13 protein-coding genes are annotated in these 13,057 nt (G+C 59.9%); 6 read left to right on the forward strand and 7 right to left on the reverse strand.

Translation table 11 applies throughout. The annotated features are described in order from the left end of the window. Positions 1 to 7: 7 nt before the first annotated feature. Both MOP44_RS25825 and MOP44_RS25830 read left to right on the forward strand, forming a co-directional pair. Entirely contained in the window at positions 8 to 1,039 is a 1,032-nt protein-coding gene (locus MOP44_RS25825; RefSeq protein WP_260793455.1) for a threonine ammonia-lyase, read from the forward strand. Then, entirely contained in the window at positions 1,026 to 1,355 is a 330-nt protein-coding gene (locus tag MOP44_RS25830) for a TfoX/Sxy family protein (RefSeq protein ID WP_260793456.1), read from the forward strand. The genes MOP44_RS25825 and MOP44_RS25830 overlap by 14 nt, the downstream gene beginning before the upstream one ends. A gap of 16 nt (positions 1,356 to 1,371) precedes the next feature. On the opposite strand, the gene MOP44_RS25835 is transcribed toward MOP44_RS25830, so the two are convergent. The 4 genes from MOP44_RS25835 to MOP44_RS25850 all read right to left on the reverse strand — a co-directional run bounded on the left by MOP44_RS25835 (position 1,372) and on the right by MOP44_RS25850 (position 5,192). Continuing rightward, complete coding sequence (locus MOP44_RS25835) at positions 1,372 to 2,727, reverse strand: DUF3863 domain-containing protein (protein WP_260793457.1); 1,356 nt, start codon at positions 2,725 to 2,727, stop codon at positions 1,372 to 1,374. Then, entirely contained in the window at positions 2,724 to 3,095 is a 372-nt protein-coding gene (locus tag MOP44_RS25840; RefSeq protein WP_260793458.1) for a SpoIIAA family protein, read from the reverse strand. Before MOP44_RS25840 ends, MOP44_RS25835 begins: the two co-directional genes overlap by 4 nt. Before the next feature lie 11 nt (positions 3,096 to 3,106). After that, the gene (locus MOP44_RS25845; RefSeq protein ID WP_260793459.1) at positions 3,107 to 4,108 is read right to left on the reverse strand and encodes an amidohydrolase family protein; all 1,002 of its coding nucleotides are present in this window, start codon (positions 4,106 to 4,108) and stop codon (positions 3,107 to 3,109) included. Positions 4,109 to 4,289: 181 nt separating this feature from the next. Then, on the reverse strand, positions 4,290 to 5,192 hold the full coding sequence (locus MOP44_RS25850) for a phytanoyl-CoA dioxygenase family protein (RefSeq protein WP_260793460.1): 903 nt from the start codon (positions 5,190 to 5,192) through the stop codon (positions 4,290 to 4,292). 173 nt (positions 5,193 to 5,365) lie between these two features. Here MOP44_RS25850 and MOP44_RS25855 point away from each other — a divergent pair, with 173 nt between their 5' ends. Further along, complete coding sequence (locus tag MOP44_RS25855; protein WP_260793461.1) at positions 5,366 to 5,950, forward strand: TetR/AcrR family transcriptional regulator; 585 nt, start codon at positions 5,366 to 5,368, stop codon at positions 5,948 to 5,950. After that, the gene (locus tag MOP44_RS25860; RefSeq protein WP_260793462.1) at positions 5,934 to 7,415 is read left to right on the forward strand and encodes a nitrilase-related carbon-nitrogen hydrolase; all 1,482 of its coding nucleotides are present in this window, start codon (positions 5,934 to 5,936) and stop codon (positions 7,413 to 7,415) included. The genes MOP44_RS25855 and MOP44_RS25860 overlap by 17 nt, the downstream gene beginning before the upstream one ends. Before the next feature lie 38 nt (positions 7,416 to 7,453). Here MOP44_RS25860 and MOP44_RS25865 read toward each other — a convergent pair whose 3' ends face one another. The 3 genes from MOP44_RS25865 to MOP44_RS25875 all read right to left on the reverse strand — a co-directional run bounded on the left by MOP44_RS25865 (position 7,454) and on the right by MOP44_RS25875 (position 11,008). Continuing rightward, a complete protein-coding gene (locus tag MOP44_RS25865) occupies positions 7,454 to 8,938 on the reverse strand; it encodes a serine hydrolase (RefSeq protein ID WP_260793463.1) in 1,485 nt (494 codons plus the stop codon). A 429-nt stretch (positions 8,939 to 9,367) separates the two neighbouring features. Further along, positions 9,368 to 10,387: a hypothetical protein gene (locus MOP44_RS25870; RefSeq protein ID WP_260793464.1), complete on the reverse strand. Its 1,020-nt coding sequence runs from the start codon at positions 10,385 to 10,387 to the stop codon at positions 9,368 to 9,370. Between the two features lie 183 nt (positions 10,388 to 10,570). Then, on the reverse strand, positions 10,571 to 11,008 hold the full coding sequence (locus tag MOP44_RS25875; RefSeq protein ID WP_260793465.1) for a transposase: 438 nt from the start codon (positions 11,006 to 11,008) through the stop codon (positions 10,571 to 10,573). 219 nt (positions 11,009 to 11,227) lie between these two features. Here MOP44_RS25875 and MOP44_RS25880 point away from each other — a divergent pair, with 219 nt between their 5' ends. Then, entirely contained in the window at positions 11,228 to 11,740 is a 513-nt protein-coding gene (locus MOP44_RS25880) for a hypothetical protein (RefSeq protein WP_260793466.1), read from the forward strand. 249 nt (positions 11,741 to 11,989) lie between these two features. After that, a complete protein-coding gene (locus MOP44_RS25885) occupies positions 11,990 to 12,970 on the forward strand; it encodes an undecaprenyl-diphosphate phosphatase (protein WP_260793467.1) in 981 nt (326 codons plus the stop codon). Positions 12,971 to 13,057 lie beyond the last annotated feature (87 nt).

Below are 13,057 nucleotides of genomic sequence, written 5' to 3' on the forward strand. Positions count from 1 at the left end.
TGAAGATATGGGTTCCGTTCAGGACACGCTTGCTCTCGTCACCCTTGAGGAGATTCGCGCCACTGCCGCTCGCATCGCCAATATCATTGTTCATACGCCGCTCATCCGCGCTCCATTCGACGGCGTCGCCGGCCGCGGCACAGGCCGCGAAATTTTCCTCAAAGCCGAGAGCCTTCAGCCCATCGGCAGCTTCAAGCTGCGCGGAGCCTCCAACAAGATCCTCCAACTCACTCCCGAGGAAGTCCGCCGAGGCGTCATCACCTACTCCAGCGGCAATCATGCGCAGGGCGTTGCCTACGCCGCCCGTGAAGTCGGCGCCAAAGCTGTCATCGTCATGCCCTCGAATGCCCCCGCGATCAAGAAGGCCGCAACCCTCGCGCTCGGCGCAGAAGTCGTCGACGTCGGCCCCGCCTCGAGCGAACGCCTCGCCAAATCCGACGAGCTCATCGCACAGCACGGTTACGTGGTCGTGCCGCCCTACGACGACGAAAAGATCATCGCCGGCCAAGCCACCTGCGGCCTTGAAATCGTCAACGACCTTCCCGATGTCGATCTTGTCCTATCGCCCGTCTCCGGCGGCGGACTGCTCAGCGGCACCGCCACGGCCGTCAAGCTCCTCAAGCCCGGCACGAAAGTGTTTGGCATCGAACCCGAGCTCGCAGCCGACGCAACCGAAAGCTTCCGCAGCGGCAAGCTCACCACCTGGCCCGCCGAGCTAACCACACGCACCATCTGCGACGGTCTGCGCACGCAATCCCTCGGCGAGCGCAACTTCGCCCACATCCAGCGCTATGTAGATGGCATCATCAACGTCACGGAAGCGGAAGTTCGCGCCGCCATGCGCGCCATCGTCGCCACAGCCCGCATCGTCCCCGAGCCCAGCGGCGCCGTCACCACCGCCGCCCTGCTCTTCCACGCCAACGAACTCCCGCCCTACAAAAAAGCCGTAGCCATAGTCAGCGGCGGCAACGTCGATCCAAAACTCCTCGCCGAAATCCTTACCGAAAATCAGGTGATTGCAGCGCATGCCTCGAGATAAAGCACTGGAAGCGCTTATCAACGACGCTCTGGGTCCCCTGCCGGGACTCACCCAGAAAGGCATGTTTGGCGGCTGGGCATGGCTGCTTCACGGCAACCTGCTCTGCGCGGCGCGCACGAATAGCATGATGATTCGCCTCGGCAGGGAGAATGAACCATGGGCACTTGAGATCTCCGGCATAACGCCAACCATCATGCGCGGGCGCCGCATGCACGGCTGGGTTCGAGTCGCGCCCGAGGCCTATGGACACGACGAACTTCGCGACCGGCTCCTGAAGGCAGCTCTCGAATTCAATCGGACTCTTCCGAAGAAATAGTCCGCGCAACATATCGTTACGCCAGCCTCTTCAACTCCGGATACTTCGAGAAGATCATCCGCTGATCCTCAGCCGCCAGCTCCCCCAGCCTCTTCGGCTTGTCCTGCGGACGAGTCCCCTTCTGATTCAGTACGTTCATCAAGCTCCACTCGCGCTGCAAGCCCTGCGGCTCGTGCACCGGCAAGTCATATCGCGTAAAGTCAATCGCCATCCGCTTCGACTTATCCGCCGCCGGGCCCAGCAGCGCCAGCCGAAACTCCTGGTTCATATACCACTCAAGCTCGAGATCCTTTTCCGAACCCGGAGCGCCCGTGCCCTTCGCATCGAATCGGTAATTCAGCCCTGCGTTATTCCGCACATGCTTGCGCCACTCCAGCCCGAACTCGCCTTCCGTCATCACCCGGGTATCGGGCCAGCGCTCGCGCACCTGCTGCAACCACCACTCCAGATGCTGATGATTCCCCAGCGACGTCTCCCAAATCCCCGTCACAAATCCAAACCCGTTCAGCGCATGCCCAGCATCGAAATGCATCGCGGTGGTGCCCATCATCTCCTGGCGGCCCACAGCCTCGCCCAGGTCCTGCACCGTCTCGATCGGCCCCACGCCCTGCCTGCTGTTGAACTTGCCTTCAAACCCCTCGCGCCGCGCCGTCAGAAAATCGCACGTCCATCCATCCAGGCACACGCAGTCGATAAAGTCCGCTTTCCCCTGCGCCGGCTTCAGATAATGCTCTGTGCTCGGATAGTACGGATAGCAAATCCCGCCATCCCCATCGCCGTTGTCGATCCCATGCTGGCTCCAGATCTGCCCCTGGCAGACGTGGATCCCCTCATCGTTCGCCAGATGCTGCTGATTCTCCGCATCCAGAAATCCCGCCACCAGGCATTGCGGCCGATACCCGCCGCCCACCATCTTCGAAACCTCTCCCAGCGCCGTATGAATCGTCTTCCGATTCTCCTCGCGCGTGGCATACATCGGCGCAAAGTATCCGCCGGGAATGAACGTCACTTCATCGCCAAACTTATCGTGATACGAAGCCAGCAGCCTGCGCACGTCTTTGTACTGCTGCCGCTGGTCATAGAGCGCCAACCAGCTTATCGCCCACGTCATACGCCCGCCGGGACACCCGCGCCCAAACGCCTCGCGCCGCGCGCTCACATGTTCCACGCTGTTATCGGCAACCTCGTCCTGGCCTATCGACCGCGTCGGCGTCACCTCGATCTGGTTCACCCGTACCACCGACACATGCGTCAGAAACCTGCCGCGCAATCCCGTCTGCACCGGCGCAGCCACCACTCCGGCTGCCTTCGCCATCGCCACAGCGCCCGCCGCTGACCGTACGAATTCCCGCCGAGTCCATCTACTCATCATGCCGGCCGCTCTTCCTCCAACCACCGAATCGCTGCGGAAATATCGTTATAAAACACGCGATAATCCCCTTCACCAAACCCCAGCCGCGCCAGAAACGCCACCCGCGTATTCGGCACGATAATCGCTCTCCGCAACTTCACCCCAGACCCCAATTCCGACTCAAGCTTCTGCTGAATCAGCGCCGGATCCACCGTCGGCAGTTCCAGTTCCAGTGCGTCATACAAAACCCGTCCCCGCCCCGTATCCTGCACAAGCTGAAGGACGCGGCTCTGGCACTCGCGCAGCAACTCTTCCGTCGGCACGCCTCGTATGCGCGCGATGATGAGCCCGCCGTTGACCTCCACCCACAATTGCGCCGCGTCCATCATTCAGCTCCGTTCTACTTTGCCTTCTGGTCCAGCCGCAAAAAACGCGCCGCGTTGTTATACAGAATGTCCCTCTTCTGCTCCGGCGTCAGATAATCCGCGTTCTGAATAATGCTGATCGAGTACGCCATCAGCTTCGGCCACTCCATCTGGTCCGTGCCAAACATCACCCGGTCTTCGAACCCCGCATCCACCAGCCGCTGGATATACCGATTGACCTCCGACAGCGGATAACTCCATATAAGTCCCGCCACATCCACATACACATGCGAGTTAGCCTGGAGCAGAGTCAGCATGTTGTCGATCATCGGATAGCCCGCATGCATCACCTGCACACGCAGCTTGGGATGCCGCGCCAGCAGATCCTCCAGCAGCAGCGGATTCCCCGCTGACCCGCGAAACTTCGGCGTCGTGATATTCGCGCGGCCCGATCCGCCTGTGCCCATGTGAATCGCCACTGGAATATCCAGTTCCTCCGCCAGCGCGAAGTACTGATCCACCGACATATCGCTCGGCGACAGCCCCTCATACTGCAGCCCGATCTCGCCCATCACCTTGAAGCCGCCGCTCGTGAACTCCTGCCGCAGCTTGTCCAGCGGCACGCGCCCCGTGCCCATGCCCGCGGTAAACGACGTACCCGGAATCACGCGCCCCGGCATCGCGTCCTGCCACTTCTTCACACCCGCCTCGTCGCCGAACACCACCGCCGTCACGTTCAGACGCTCCATCTCGGCCTTCATGTCCTTCAGATATTCGCCCTTCGCGGATGGATACAGCTTCGGCGTACAGTTCTCCACGTCCCACCCAAACGGCGCCTCCTTCGTCTTCGGGTCCGACGCCAAAAACTTCGCCTCATTCGGACACATCGGCCCACCCCCCGGAAACGACTCGTCCATCGCGTGCACATGCACGTCAATCACTGGCGGAACATCGCTCGGAGTATTCTGCCCCGCAGCACAAGCCGCGCCACACGCCAGCACGCCCCCACACACCAACGCAAATCTCAGATTCGCCATAATCCCCTGCTCTCCTGTGCCCACAATCCTAAACAATGAGCCTGTCATCCTGAGCCAACTAAGAAGCCTGTCATCCTGAGCCGCAGGCGAAGGATCCGCGGTTGCTCTTGCTTTTCTTTCTGTCATCCCCGCAGGGGGATCTCCTGAGCGCAGCGAAGGATCTGCTTTTCGCAAAACGCCGCTACCCCACCGCGCCAGGATCAAACAGCAGCGGAAAGAACCGCCCGCCCAACTTCTCCCCCTTCGGAATCACCGGCACACCCTTCAGCAGCGGCTCATCCGCCGCTGATCGCACGCCATCCCGAAACGCATTCACCAGCGTCGCGCGCCGCGGCTTGTCGGAGCGGTTCTCATACGACCCATGCACCATCAGAGGATGATGGAATGTACACTGCCCGCGCTTCACCTCCGCCGCCACCGGCTTGAACCCCTCCAACTGCTCCGGCAATAACACGGTTCTGATCTCGTCCATGTTCCCGGCCAGCCCCGTAACCGGCAGCAGATTCCACCTGTGGCTTCCCGGCACATAATACAAACACCCGTTGTCGCGCGTGCTGTCGTCCAGCGCAATCCAGCACGTCAGGTGCTCCATCGGCTCCGTGCGCGTCCAGTACGAGTAGTCCTGATGCCAGGCCACCACACCGCCGTGATGCGCCGGCTTGCAGAACAACTGGTCGTGCCAGAACCGCACTGAACCCTGCAGCAGCTGCGACGCCGCCATCAAAAACGCCGGACTCCACAGCACATCGTGAAACGCCGGCCCCGTCCGCCACGCGCCCAGCGCATGAAACAGAACCGTATCCGGATTCGCCGACTCATTCGAGTGGTACTCATGAAACAGTGCATGCTTCGGACTCGACGGATCCATCAGTTCCGTCAACTCGTCGCATAGCAGATCGCACTGCCCTTCATCCAGCACCTGCACGCCCGCCAGGTATCCATCGCGATGAAACGCTGCCACCTGCTCATCCGTCAGCCGATATCTATCCCACTCTTCGCCACTCGCCGACATCCCACCCAGCGCCCCCATCGGCACATGCACTTCAGATAAATCGCGAACCGCTCCACCCGTCTCAATCGCCATTGCAGGCCGCCTCCCAACCCACTCAGCGTTCTACATCACCACCCGCCCCCCGCACAAACCGCCACAAATCCCACACCAACGGTACCTCCCCAGTCTCTCTACCTCACGCCTCTGCTCCCTGCTTTTCGGGATCTAAGCTATACACCGTATACCGCTTGCTATACACTGTACACATGGACGAGAAGACCGCAACCTCCAGGCGAATCTACGACTGTGCCCTCCGCATCCTCGAGGCCGAGGGTCCACAGGCCGTGAGCATGCGCCGCGTAGCCAAAGACGCCGGAATAACCGCCATGGCCATCTACCACCACTTCCCCAGTCGCGAAGCCCTGCTGGACGCGGTCGTTCAGTCCGAGTTCGAGCAGCTCGCCGTATTCTTCAGCCGCCCCAATGCAAAGCGGAGTCTCGAATCGGCCATGACGCACATCCTCGATGGCTACATCGATTACGCTCTGGCCCACCCCCGCATCTTCGACTATGTCTTCGCGTCGCCACGTGAGGGCGCTCGCCGCTTCCCTGATGATTTCCGCGCGCGTCAATCGCCCACGCTCAACCTCGTTTACGACGTCGTGTCTTCATGGATGAAACTCGGCAAGCTCAAGCGTGACGATGCCTGGGAAATCAGCATGGAGCTGTGGGCCCAGGTTCACGGATACCTCGCCCTTTGGCAAGGCGGACGCTTCCATTTGCCTGAAGATCAATTTCGCAAGCTCGTTCACCGTTCCCTTCGGAGGCTCCTCTATGGATTGGCAAGCTAACTCTCTGCGCCGCGCCATCATAATCTTGTCCGCAATCGCACTCACCGCGACCGCATACTTTGCGTCCTCCGGGCTTCACCGCGTCTGGTGGCTTGTGTGGCTCGCGCCACTTCCTGTCTTGTTGATCGCGCCTCGTTTGCGCGGCCCTCAGATCTTCCTCGTCGCACTCACCGCTCGCGCTCTGGCCGGTCTCAACGTCTGGCATTACCTCCGCGATGTTGTCCAATTCCCGTTGAGCCTCTTGTTGCTTTCCATCCTGATTCCAGCGACTTATTTCGGCTTCGCAGTGGTGGTCTATCGCGGCCTGTTGCGAAAGGGCAATCCATCCCTGGCTATGCTCGCATTCCCGGTCACCATGGTCGCGGCGGAGTATCTCATCAGCCTCTCGCAGGGCACATTCTTCAGCGCCGGCTACACCCAACTCGGCAACCTCCCCATCCTTCAGCTCGCCGCTCTCACCGGCCTTTGGGGCATCAGTTTCGTTGTCAATCTGCTTCCTGCCGCAGTGGCCGCGCTCGTGTCAGCTCCCGCCGCTCTCCGCATTCGAATGGCTGCCGCCCTCGCCCTCCTTTATATTTGCGTTCTGTCTTATGGCATGGTCCGCCTGCACTCCACGCCTAACGCCTCCTCTTCAGTGATCGTGGGACTCGTCGAAACGCACGCGGGCCAGAACATGCTTCCCACTGAGCCTCAGGCATCCATGGCGCTCATGCAGCAGTACGCCGCACAAGTGCCGCCGCTCGCCGCACGCGGCGCGCAGTTCGTTGTGTTTCCGGAAATGTCCGCACTCGTTCTCGACTCCGCCTCCGCTCAGGTCGACGAGCTATTTCAAAGAACAGCGCGCGAGGCGCATGTGCAGGTGCTCCTCGGCATCCTTCACGCCACCGCACACGGCACATACAACGAGGGACGCCTCTACTCCGCAACTGGAAACATCGAAACCATCTACCGCAAACACCATCTAGTCCCCACCTGGGAAAGCCGCAGCACGCCGGGCACCACGCTCTCTGTGCTCCCCCAGCCAGCCGGCACAATCGGCATTGAGATCTGCCGCGACATGGACTATCCGGAGCTCGCGCGCCGCTACGCCAACCAGCAGGCCGGGCTTCTCCTCGTCCCTGCCTGGGATCAGGGCATCGACGTCGACGCCGCTTTCCACGGACACCTCTCCATCATGCGCAGCGTCGAAGGCGGCTTCACCCAGGTGCGCGATGCCAAGAACGGCCTCCTCACCGTCGCCGATAGCCGCGGGCGCATCCTTGCGGAAACACCCACCCATTCCGACGGAGCTCTTGTCACCATGCTGGCTACGGTTCCAGTCCACCATGACCCAACGCTCTATCAGAAATGGGGAGACTGGTTCGCGTGGCTCGATCTTGCCGCGCTGCTTGCACTGCTCGCGTGCTGGCTAGTCGGCTTGAAACGTCACGTGCACCGCGAACATCCCCACGCAGCGATCGCATAGGTCAATCTAATGCGCCAATCATGTTCGTCCTCGCGGCACTACCGCTCCGGCGTCCTCTCCAGACGGTGGTGCCCCATGGGAACGATGAAATCCACTCCGGTAACATGCTTCTCTGAATCGAGAAAGAAAGACAACTCCTGCGGTCCATCAAGTACGAAAAACTGCGTGGCCGACTCGGGATACAGCCGCACCGCGGGTGAACCGGATGGAATCTCCGCCGTCAGATGCCCATCCTCCATAGCCACCTTGATGTATGCATAGGTTCCTGTATAAGCGCGCAGAGTTGCATCGGGCACGTCCACAACCGAGTGTTCAACCGGCTTGAAATCGGGAAGGTCATAAACCGTTCCTGCACTGCGAATCACTTCCTCGGCGAGCCCCGCTCCTCCGCCGCCGCTGGTCATCACCACAATGCCATTGCCGTGGAGATACTCCACCATGTCATCTTGAAAATACCCTGAGCCCTCATGGCGAATGTATGGATTATCCATGCTGCCGCCGACCTCCAGCCCGAGCCCCCATCGTCTGGGTGCGGCAACTTCTTTATCAGGCATAACCATCCTGCGCATGGTCTCCTGGCGAAGAACCTTGTGCGATCTCCCTTCGTATTCGCGCTGAATTTCGATAAGGAGCTTCGCCAAATCAGTCGGTGTAGACCACAGGCCGCCCGCACCCAGGTTCGGCTCCACGTATTTCGATGGAGGCACGGCCCACTTCCCGTCGGCTCCATACGCCGTCGCCGCACGCGCACGCCACTCCAACGGAAGCGGCGCATCGAACGTGCTGTGCGTCATCCCGATCGGATCCAGCACCGCTCGTCTCATGTAAGCGGCGAACGGCTGTCCTGTCACATCCTCGATCAGCAAAGTTAGTACGAGATAACCGCCGTTGGAATAAGCAAACTTCGTACCTGGCACGGCCTCGACGCGCACAGCGGGCGTCCTCGCAGGCTTCTCGCCCTCCAGCAGCTGAAGCAGCGTGGGAATCGGCGAAGCTGAATCATAGATCTCGCCATTGTGTGTTCCGATGCCCGACGTGTGGTTCAGAAGTTCTCGAACCGTGACCTTCCGATTCGCGGTGTATTCGTTGTCTGGAATCTTCCATCGCTTCAGATAGTGGTTGACGTTCGCATCCAGATCGATCTTCCCCTCTTCCACCAGCTTCAGAACCCCAAGCGCCGTAACGGCCTTCGAAATCGACGCCGCCCCGAACAACGTCCGCGTAGAGACAGGCCCGCCATCGAGAGAAGACACGCCATATGCACGCGCCCAGTCGATTGCGCCATTTCGGACGACAGCGATACTCACGGCAGGAACACGACGCGCCTTCATCTGCGACTCGAGTTGCATATCTCCGTTCGTATCGCCACGAATCGTGACATACCTCGAGAGATGGCTCTGCACCGCCTGCATTCGCTGTAGCGCAGACTGATTTCCCCGGCCGTAAATCCCCGATGCGAACAAACCACCCAGTAAAAGCGAGAAGCGCGCAACACCTGGATTCCTGCCCTGGAACATCTTCATCGTCGGCCCCATTCCCTCCCATCGCGCACTTCAATGGACTTATCCGCTCGCAACATCCTATGTAGCATTCTGCGTAGCGTCAAGCAACCAGAATTCAGCATTCCCCTCTCGTTGAACATTCATACATGGCCGGGACCGATTCCTTCCGATCCATGGGGCTAGGTCATCAGGCACAGACCCCGAAGCGACTTCTTTCCGTCGCGCGGCCTGGGCCTTCACCCTATCGCAGCCGAGTATGGCGGCGAAGCCGCGGTTGGCCCCACCGCAGGTGGCCGACCGAGAATGGCGGCGAAGCCGCAGTGGCCGCACCGCAGGTGGTGTGGAAATCTGGCAAGAATCGCGTTCACGCACATGTTGCGCCGACCCGGTTCTTTTAGCCGAAAATCCACGCGATTTCCAGAAAGCTAAAGGTGAGGGGTGGGGTGGAAATCAGTGCTTTTTGTGTTGATCGTCGGTGGCGTTGTGCGCGAGACAGGGATGAAACCCCGTGAGTCGTCTTCGAGCCTCAAAGCAGTACTGAGTCCAGTGGGGATTCCCTAAGATATCGTCGTACCAGACAGTCCCCATGATGGCATAGTTTTCAGCCCCCGCGCTTATAGTGGAAGCGACCAGCGAATCGGCTTTCCAAGGGATATTAAGGACCCCATTCGGGAAGATGTTTCCTTCTCTTTCGTCGGGGGGCGGATCGTCAGTTTTCGGAAGATTATCTATGGTTTGCCACGCAACTTTGTCGCGGACATTGAAGGCTGGCGTTTTCCCGGCATTCCTAAAAAAGACAACCGCCCCAATCGGTTGGGTCCCGGCGGGAGGTTCAGGACATTCACCATCGGCCGTACCGAGTTTCCATACCCCTGGGTAGAGGCCACATGCGTTGAAAGGAGCGAGCCACGCTCGCTGATCGACCCTCATTTGGTCTTGCGCAGCTTCAACGGACTTCTCAGCAGCGCCAGCCGACCTTTTCGTACTGGCAGTCTGGTCAATCAATGCCCCCATCGTGCGATCAAATTGACTCATGCTGGTGTCGAGCGCATTTTCGGCTACGGTCAATTGGCGAGAAGCGGCCTCATTTGCCATGCGCATTTCGATAATCGTTCTATTTGTAAGGTATCCCTGCCACAGAGCTACCGCTGCATAGGCGCACGCTGCGAGAAAGGCTCGCCTAGTCCATTTAACAAGCTTATTTTGAGAGGCTATAAGATCTTCTTGGTAGGCGTTTTCCTTCTTCTTTTGGGACTCAGCTGCTTTTCTATCGTCTGCCGTGCCGAGGACGCTGGAAGCGATGATCCCGGGGACCTCTCTCCATTTCTGCTCGGTTCCTTCTTGGGCATCGCGTCTGGCGTCTTCCTGATTCTGAAGAGTTTCACGAATAGCGCCAAGTTGAGTATGCAGCGTATCGATCAGCCGTCTAAATTGGCTCGGCAGCATGGCCCACTTGCCTTTCGGGAGCATAATGGGAGAGATGAAACACGAATATCACGAAGGCCCCCAAGCTGGGGAGAATTTCAAGAAATTAGCAACGGCGGTCCTTCAAAAGCCAAAGACAGTTGTGGCTCCGAAGAAACCGGCGAAGGCAGAACCGCACGGCAGCGAGCAGGGTTAGAACGGTTTCTCTTCCCCCGTCCCTGCCGTTTGTCAGTGGAGCGCATCTGTTTCCTTGCCGATAAGTTCGGAATAACTGAGCCGGTTGCCGGCCATCTGAGACATAACGAGAGCGAAGCGGTCCCCATCCGTGAGTTTGTTATCCCGCGTGGCACGGTTGTTGAACTGGAACGCTTGCGCATCGGCATACCGCGATAGGTGGAACGGTTCCACAGCCACGTAAGTGCCATTCAAAGTCCTCTTGAGCAGACTCCAGAAGTTCTCAATTCCCTGAGTGGCGGCCCCACCCAAGGTGCCTGTGAAAATCTTGTCAAGGGGTATTTCGAAAAATAGTTTGTAAGTAGCCGAATTATCAGCTACATACAAATCGAAAATAATTGCCGATTTACCTTCGCAATCTGAAACAATTGAATTAACCAGAAAAACAACGCCCGCCGGCGCCAAAACCGGCGGGCTTTTCTTTTGTCCCAACCCAACCTGTAGCGCCGGTCTCCTGACCGGCTGTAGCGCGGGTGTCCTCACCCGCGCTCGGGGAAATCGGAGCCATTCAACCCCTTCGACTTTGCTTTTTATTTCTGTCATCCCGCAGGTGCCGGGTGCCCCCGGTCCCTCGCTTTTGGGGACCGGGGAGGCACTCCCACTGCCGCACCAACCTCACCTCAACCGACAAAAACACAAAGGAACCAAACCATGACCACTCCAGAACAAGCCGTACAACACTGCCTCGACGCCTACAACAAAGCCTGCGCCGAAGACGACGCACGCAACGATCACAGTCCTGAATCCCTCGCCCGCGTCAACCGCGCCTACCGCCGAGCCATGCCCTTCCTCACCCCCGCCACCATCGACGCCTTCCTGGCCTGCGTCACCCACGGCCTGGTCCTCGAAATCTTCACCACCGCCGAGGCCGCAAAACTCCTCTACGCCACCCAGATCGCCGTAGGCTCCCGCCGCACCGCTCAACAGCAATCCAAAGCACCGCAGCCCCAACCGGTGCCCACCCCCACCCCCCTCCCCCCTGCGGCAACCCTCCGGCAGACGCCTGCAAAGGCCTCAAAGGACGACACAAACCACGTTCAGGCCATGCTCGAACAAATCCTCTCCGGCAAGAGCATCGAGACCCCCCTGGCTCCCTGGAGGAAGGCACCCCCTACCGCCTCCCCCCTCACCAAGAGCGGCCTGGGAGTTCCAACCGCCAGCTAACCGCCGAGTTGCTGACCGGCTGACGCGCTAACTAGCCAAAGGAGCCCTCTGACCCACCCATCCCTCTGTCGAGCCACCCCACGCCAAGACGCACCACAGGACATCCCTGCTCAAAAATGCCCAATGGCGCCGCAGGCGCAGTCAGCCGCACCCGCAGGTGCCACAGGATATCCCTGCCCAAAATTGCCTCGGGGCGGCGAAGCCGCAGTGGCCGCACCGCAGGTGCCTGTTCCACGCCTTTCAGCCTTTATGATCGAAAGAGACCGTATTCCAACCAGCGGCTCGCACCTGATCCCGGCCAATCCCGGAGGCTCTTTGAACGTCTACATTATTTCTGTCATTTTGGGCATCGTCGAAGGCCTGACCGAGTTCCTGCCAGTCAGTTCCACCGCCCACCTGCGTATTGCCGAAGCCTTGCTGAAGATCAATCTCGACGATCCGTACTGGAAGATGTACACCATCGTCATCCAGGCCGGAGCCATCCTCGCCCTGCTCCTGCTCTACCTCGGCCGGATCCTCGACTTCATGCGCACCTTCCCCCGGGGCGAACGGCGCGACCGCAATTTCTTCACCCACCCCATCTCCCTCACCATCCTGGCCTTCGTCTGCACCGCCGTCCCTGCCAAGCTGCTCAAGCACTGGAGCGACCGCAACCTGGCAAGCATCACCGTCATGGCCCTGGCGCTTCTGCTCGGCGGCATCATCATGTGGATCGTTGATGCATGGGCTAGCCGTTACGAGCCCCACACCACCCACACTGAGGAGATCGGATTCGGCCAAGCCATCTGGATTGGCCTCTGCCAGTCCCTCTCGGCGATCTTCCCCGGTACCTCGCGCTCCATGTCCACAATCGCAGCCGGCCAGCTGGTCGGCATGGACCGCCCCACAGCCCTCGAGTTCAGCTTCCTGCTCTCCATCCCCACCATGCTCGCCGCCACGGCCTACGACCTCTACTCCGAGGTCCTCCACAAGGGCAAAGCCGCCGCCGTCAGCGGCGCGGCAGCGAGCGATGCCGTGGCCAATACCATGCCGGCCGCCCACGTCGTCATGAACACCCAGAACTGGATCGTCCTCGCCATCGGGTTCGTCGTCTCGTTCATCGTGGCCTGGGGCGTCGTGGGATGGTTCCTCTCCTGGGTCCGTACCCGTGGATTCGTCCCCTTCGCCGTCTACCGAATAATTCTGGGCATCATCCTCCTCATCTGGGGCTCCAGAATCGTCGCCGGATAGTCCTCCATCTCCAGGGCCGGATTCAACCACTGAAGCCGGCCTGTCGCCCCTTTGTCCCTGCGTACCGGGTCCTGCCTTCTGTTCCCT

The sequence above is a fragment of the Occallatibacter riparius genome (assembly GCF_025264625.1).
Lineage (GTDB): Bacteria > Acidobacteriota > Terriglobia > Terriglobales > Acidobacteriaceae > Telmatobacter > Telmatobacter riparius.

Bases quoted from the DNA above. Each gene is read 5' to 3' on its own strand.
- MOP44_RS25825 (WP_260793455.1), top strand. From the start codon at position 8: ATGGGTTCCGTTCAGGACACGCTTGCTCTCGTCACCCTTGAGGAGATT.
- MOP44_RS25830 (WP_260793456.1), top strand. From the start codon at position 1,026: ATGCCTCGAGATAAAGCACTGGAAGCGCTTATCAACGACGCTCTGGGT.
- MOP44_RS25835 (WP_260793457.1), bottom strand. From the start codon at position 2,727: ATGATGAGTAGATGGACTCGGCGGGAATTCGTACGGTCAGCGGCGGGC.
- MOP44_RS25840 (WP_260793458.1), bottom strand. From the start codon at position 3,095: ATGATGGACGCGGCGCAATTGTGGGTGGAGGTCAACGGCGGGCTCATC.
- MOP44_RS25845 (WP_260793459.1), bottom strand. From the start codon at position 4,108: ATGGCGAATCTGAGATTTGCGTTGGTGTGTGGGGGCGTGCTGGCGTGT.
- MOP44_RS25850 (WP_260793460.1), bottom strand. From the start codon at position 5,192: ATGGCGATTGAGACGGGTGGAGCGGTTCGCGATTTATCTGAAGTGCAT.
- MOP44_RS25855 (WP_260793461.1), top strand. From the start codon at position 5,366: ATGGACGAGAAGACCGCAACCTCCAGGCGAATCTACGACTGTGCCCTC.
- MOP44_RS25860 (WP_260793462.1), top strand. From the start codon at position 5,934: ATGGATTGGCAAGCTAACTCTCTGCGCCGCGCCATCATAATCTTGTCC.
- MOP44_RS25865 (WP_260793463.1), bottom strand. From the start codon at position 8,938: ATGAAGATGTTCCAGGGCAGGAATCCAGGTGTTGCGCGCTTCTCGCTT.
- MOP44_RS25870 (WP_260793464.1), bottom strand. From the start codon at position 10,387: ATGCTCCCGAAAGGCAAGTGGGCCATGCTGCCGAGCCAATTTAGACGG.
- MOP44_RS25880 (WP_260793466.1), top strand. From the start codon at position 11,228: ATGACCACTCCAGAACAAGCCGTACAACACTGCCTCGACGCCTACAAC.
- MOP44_RS25885 (WP_260793467.1), top strand. From the start codon at position 11,990: ATGATCGAAAGAGACCGTATTCCAACCAGCGGCTCGCACCTGATCCCG.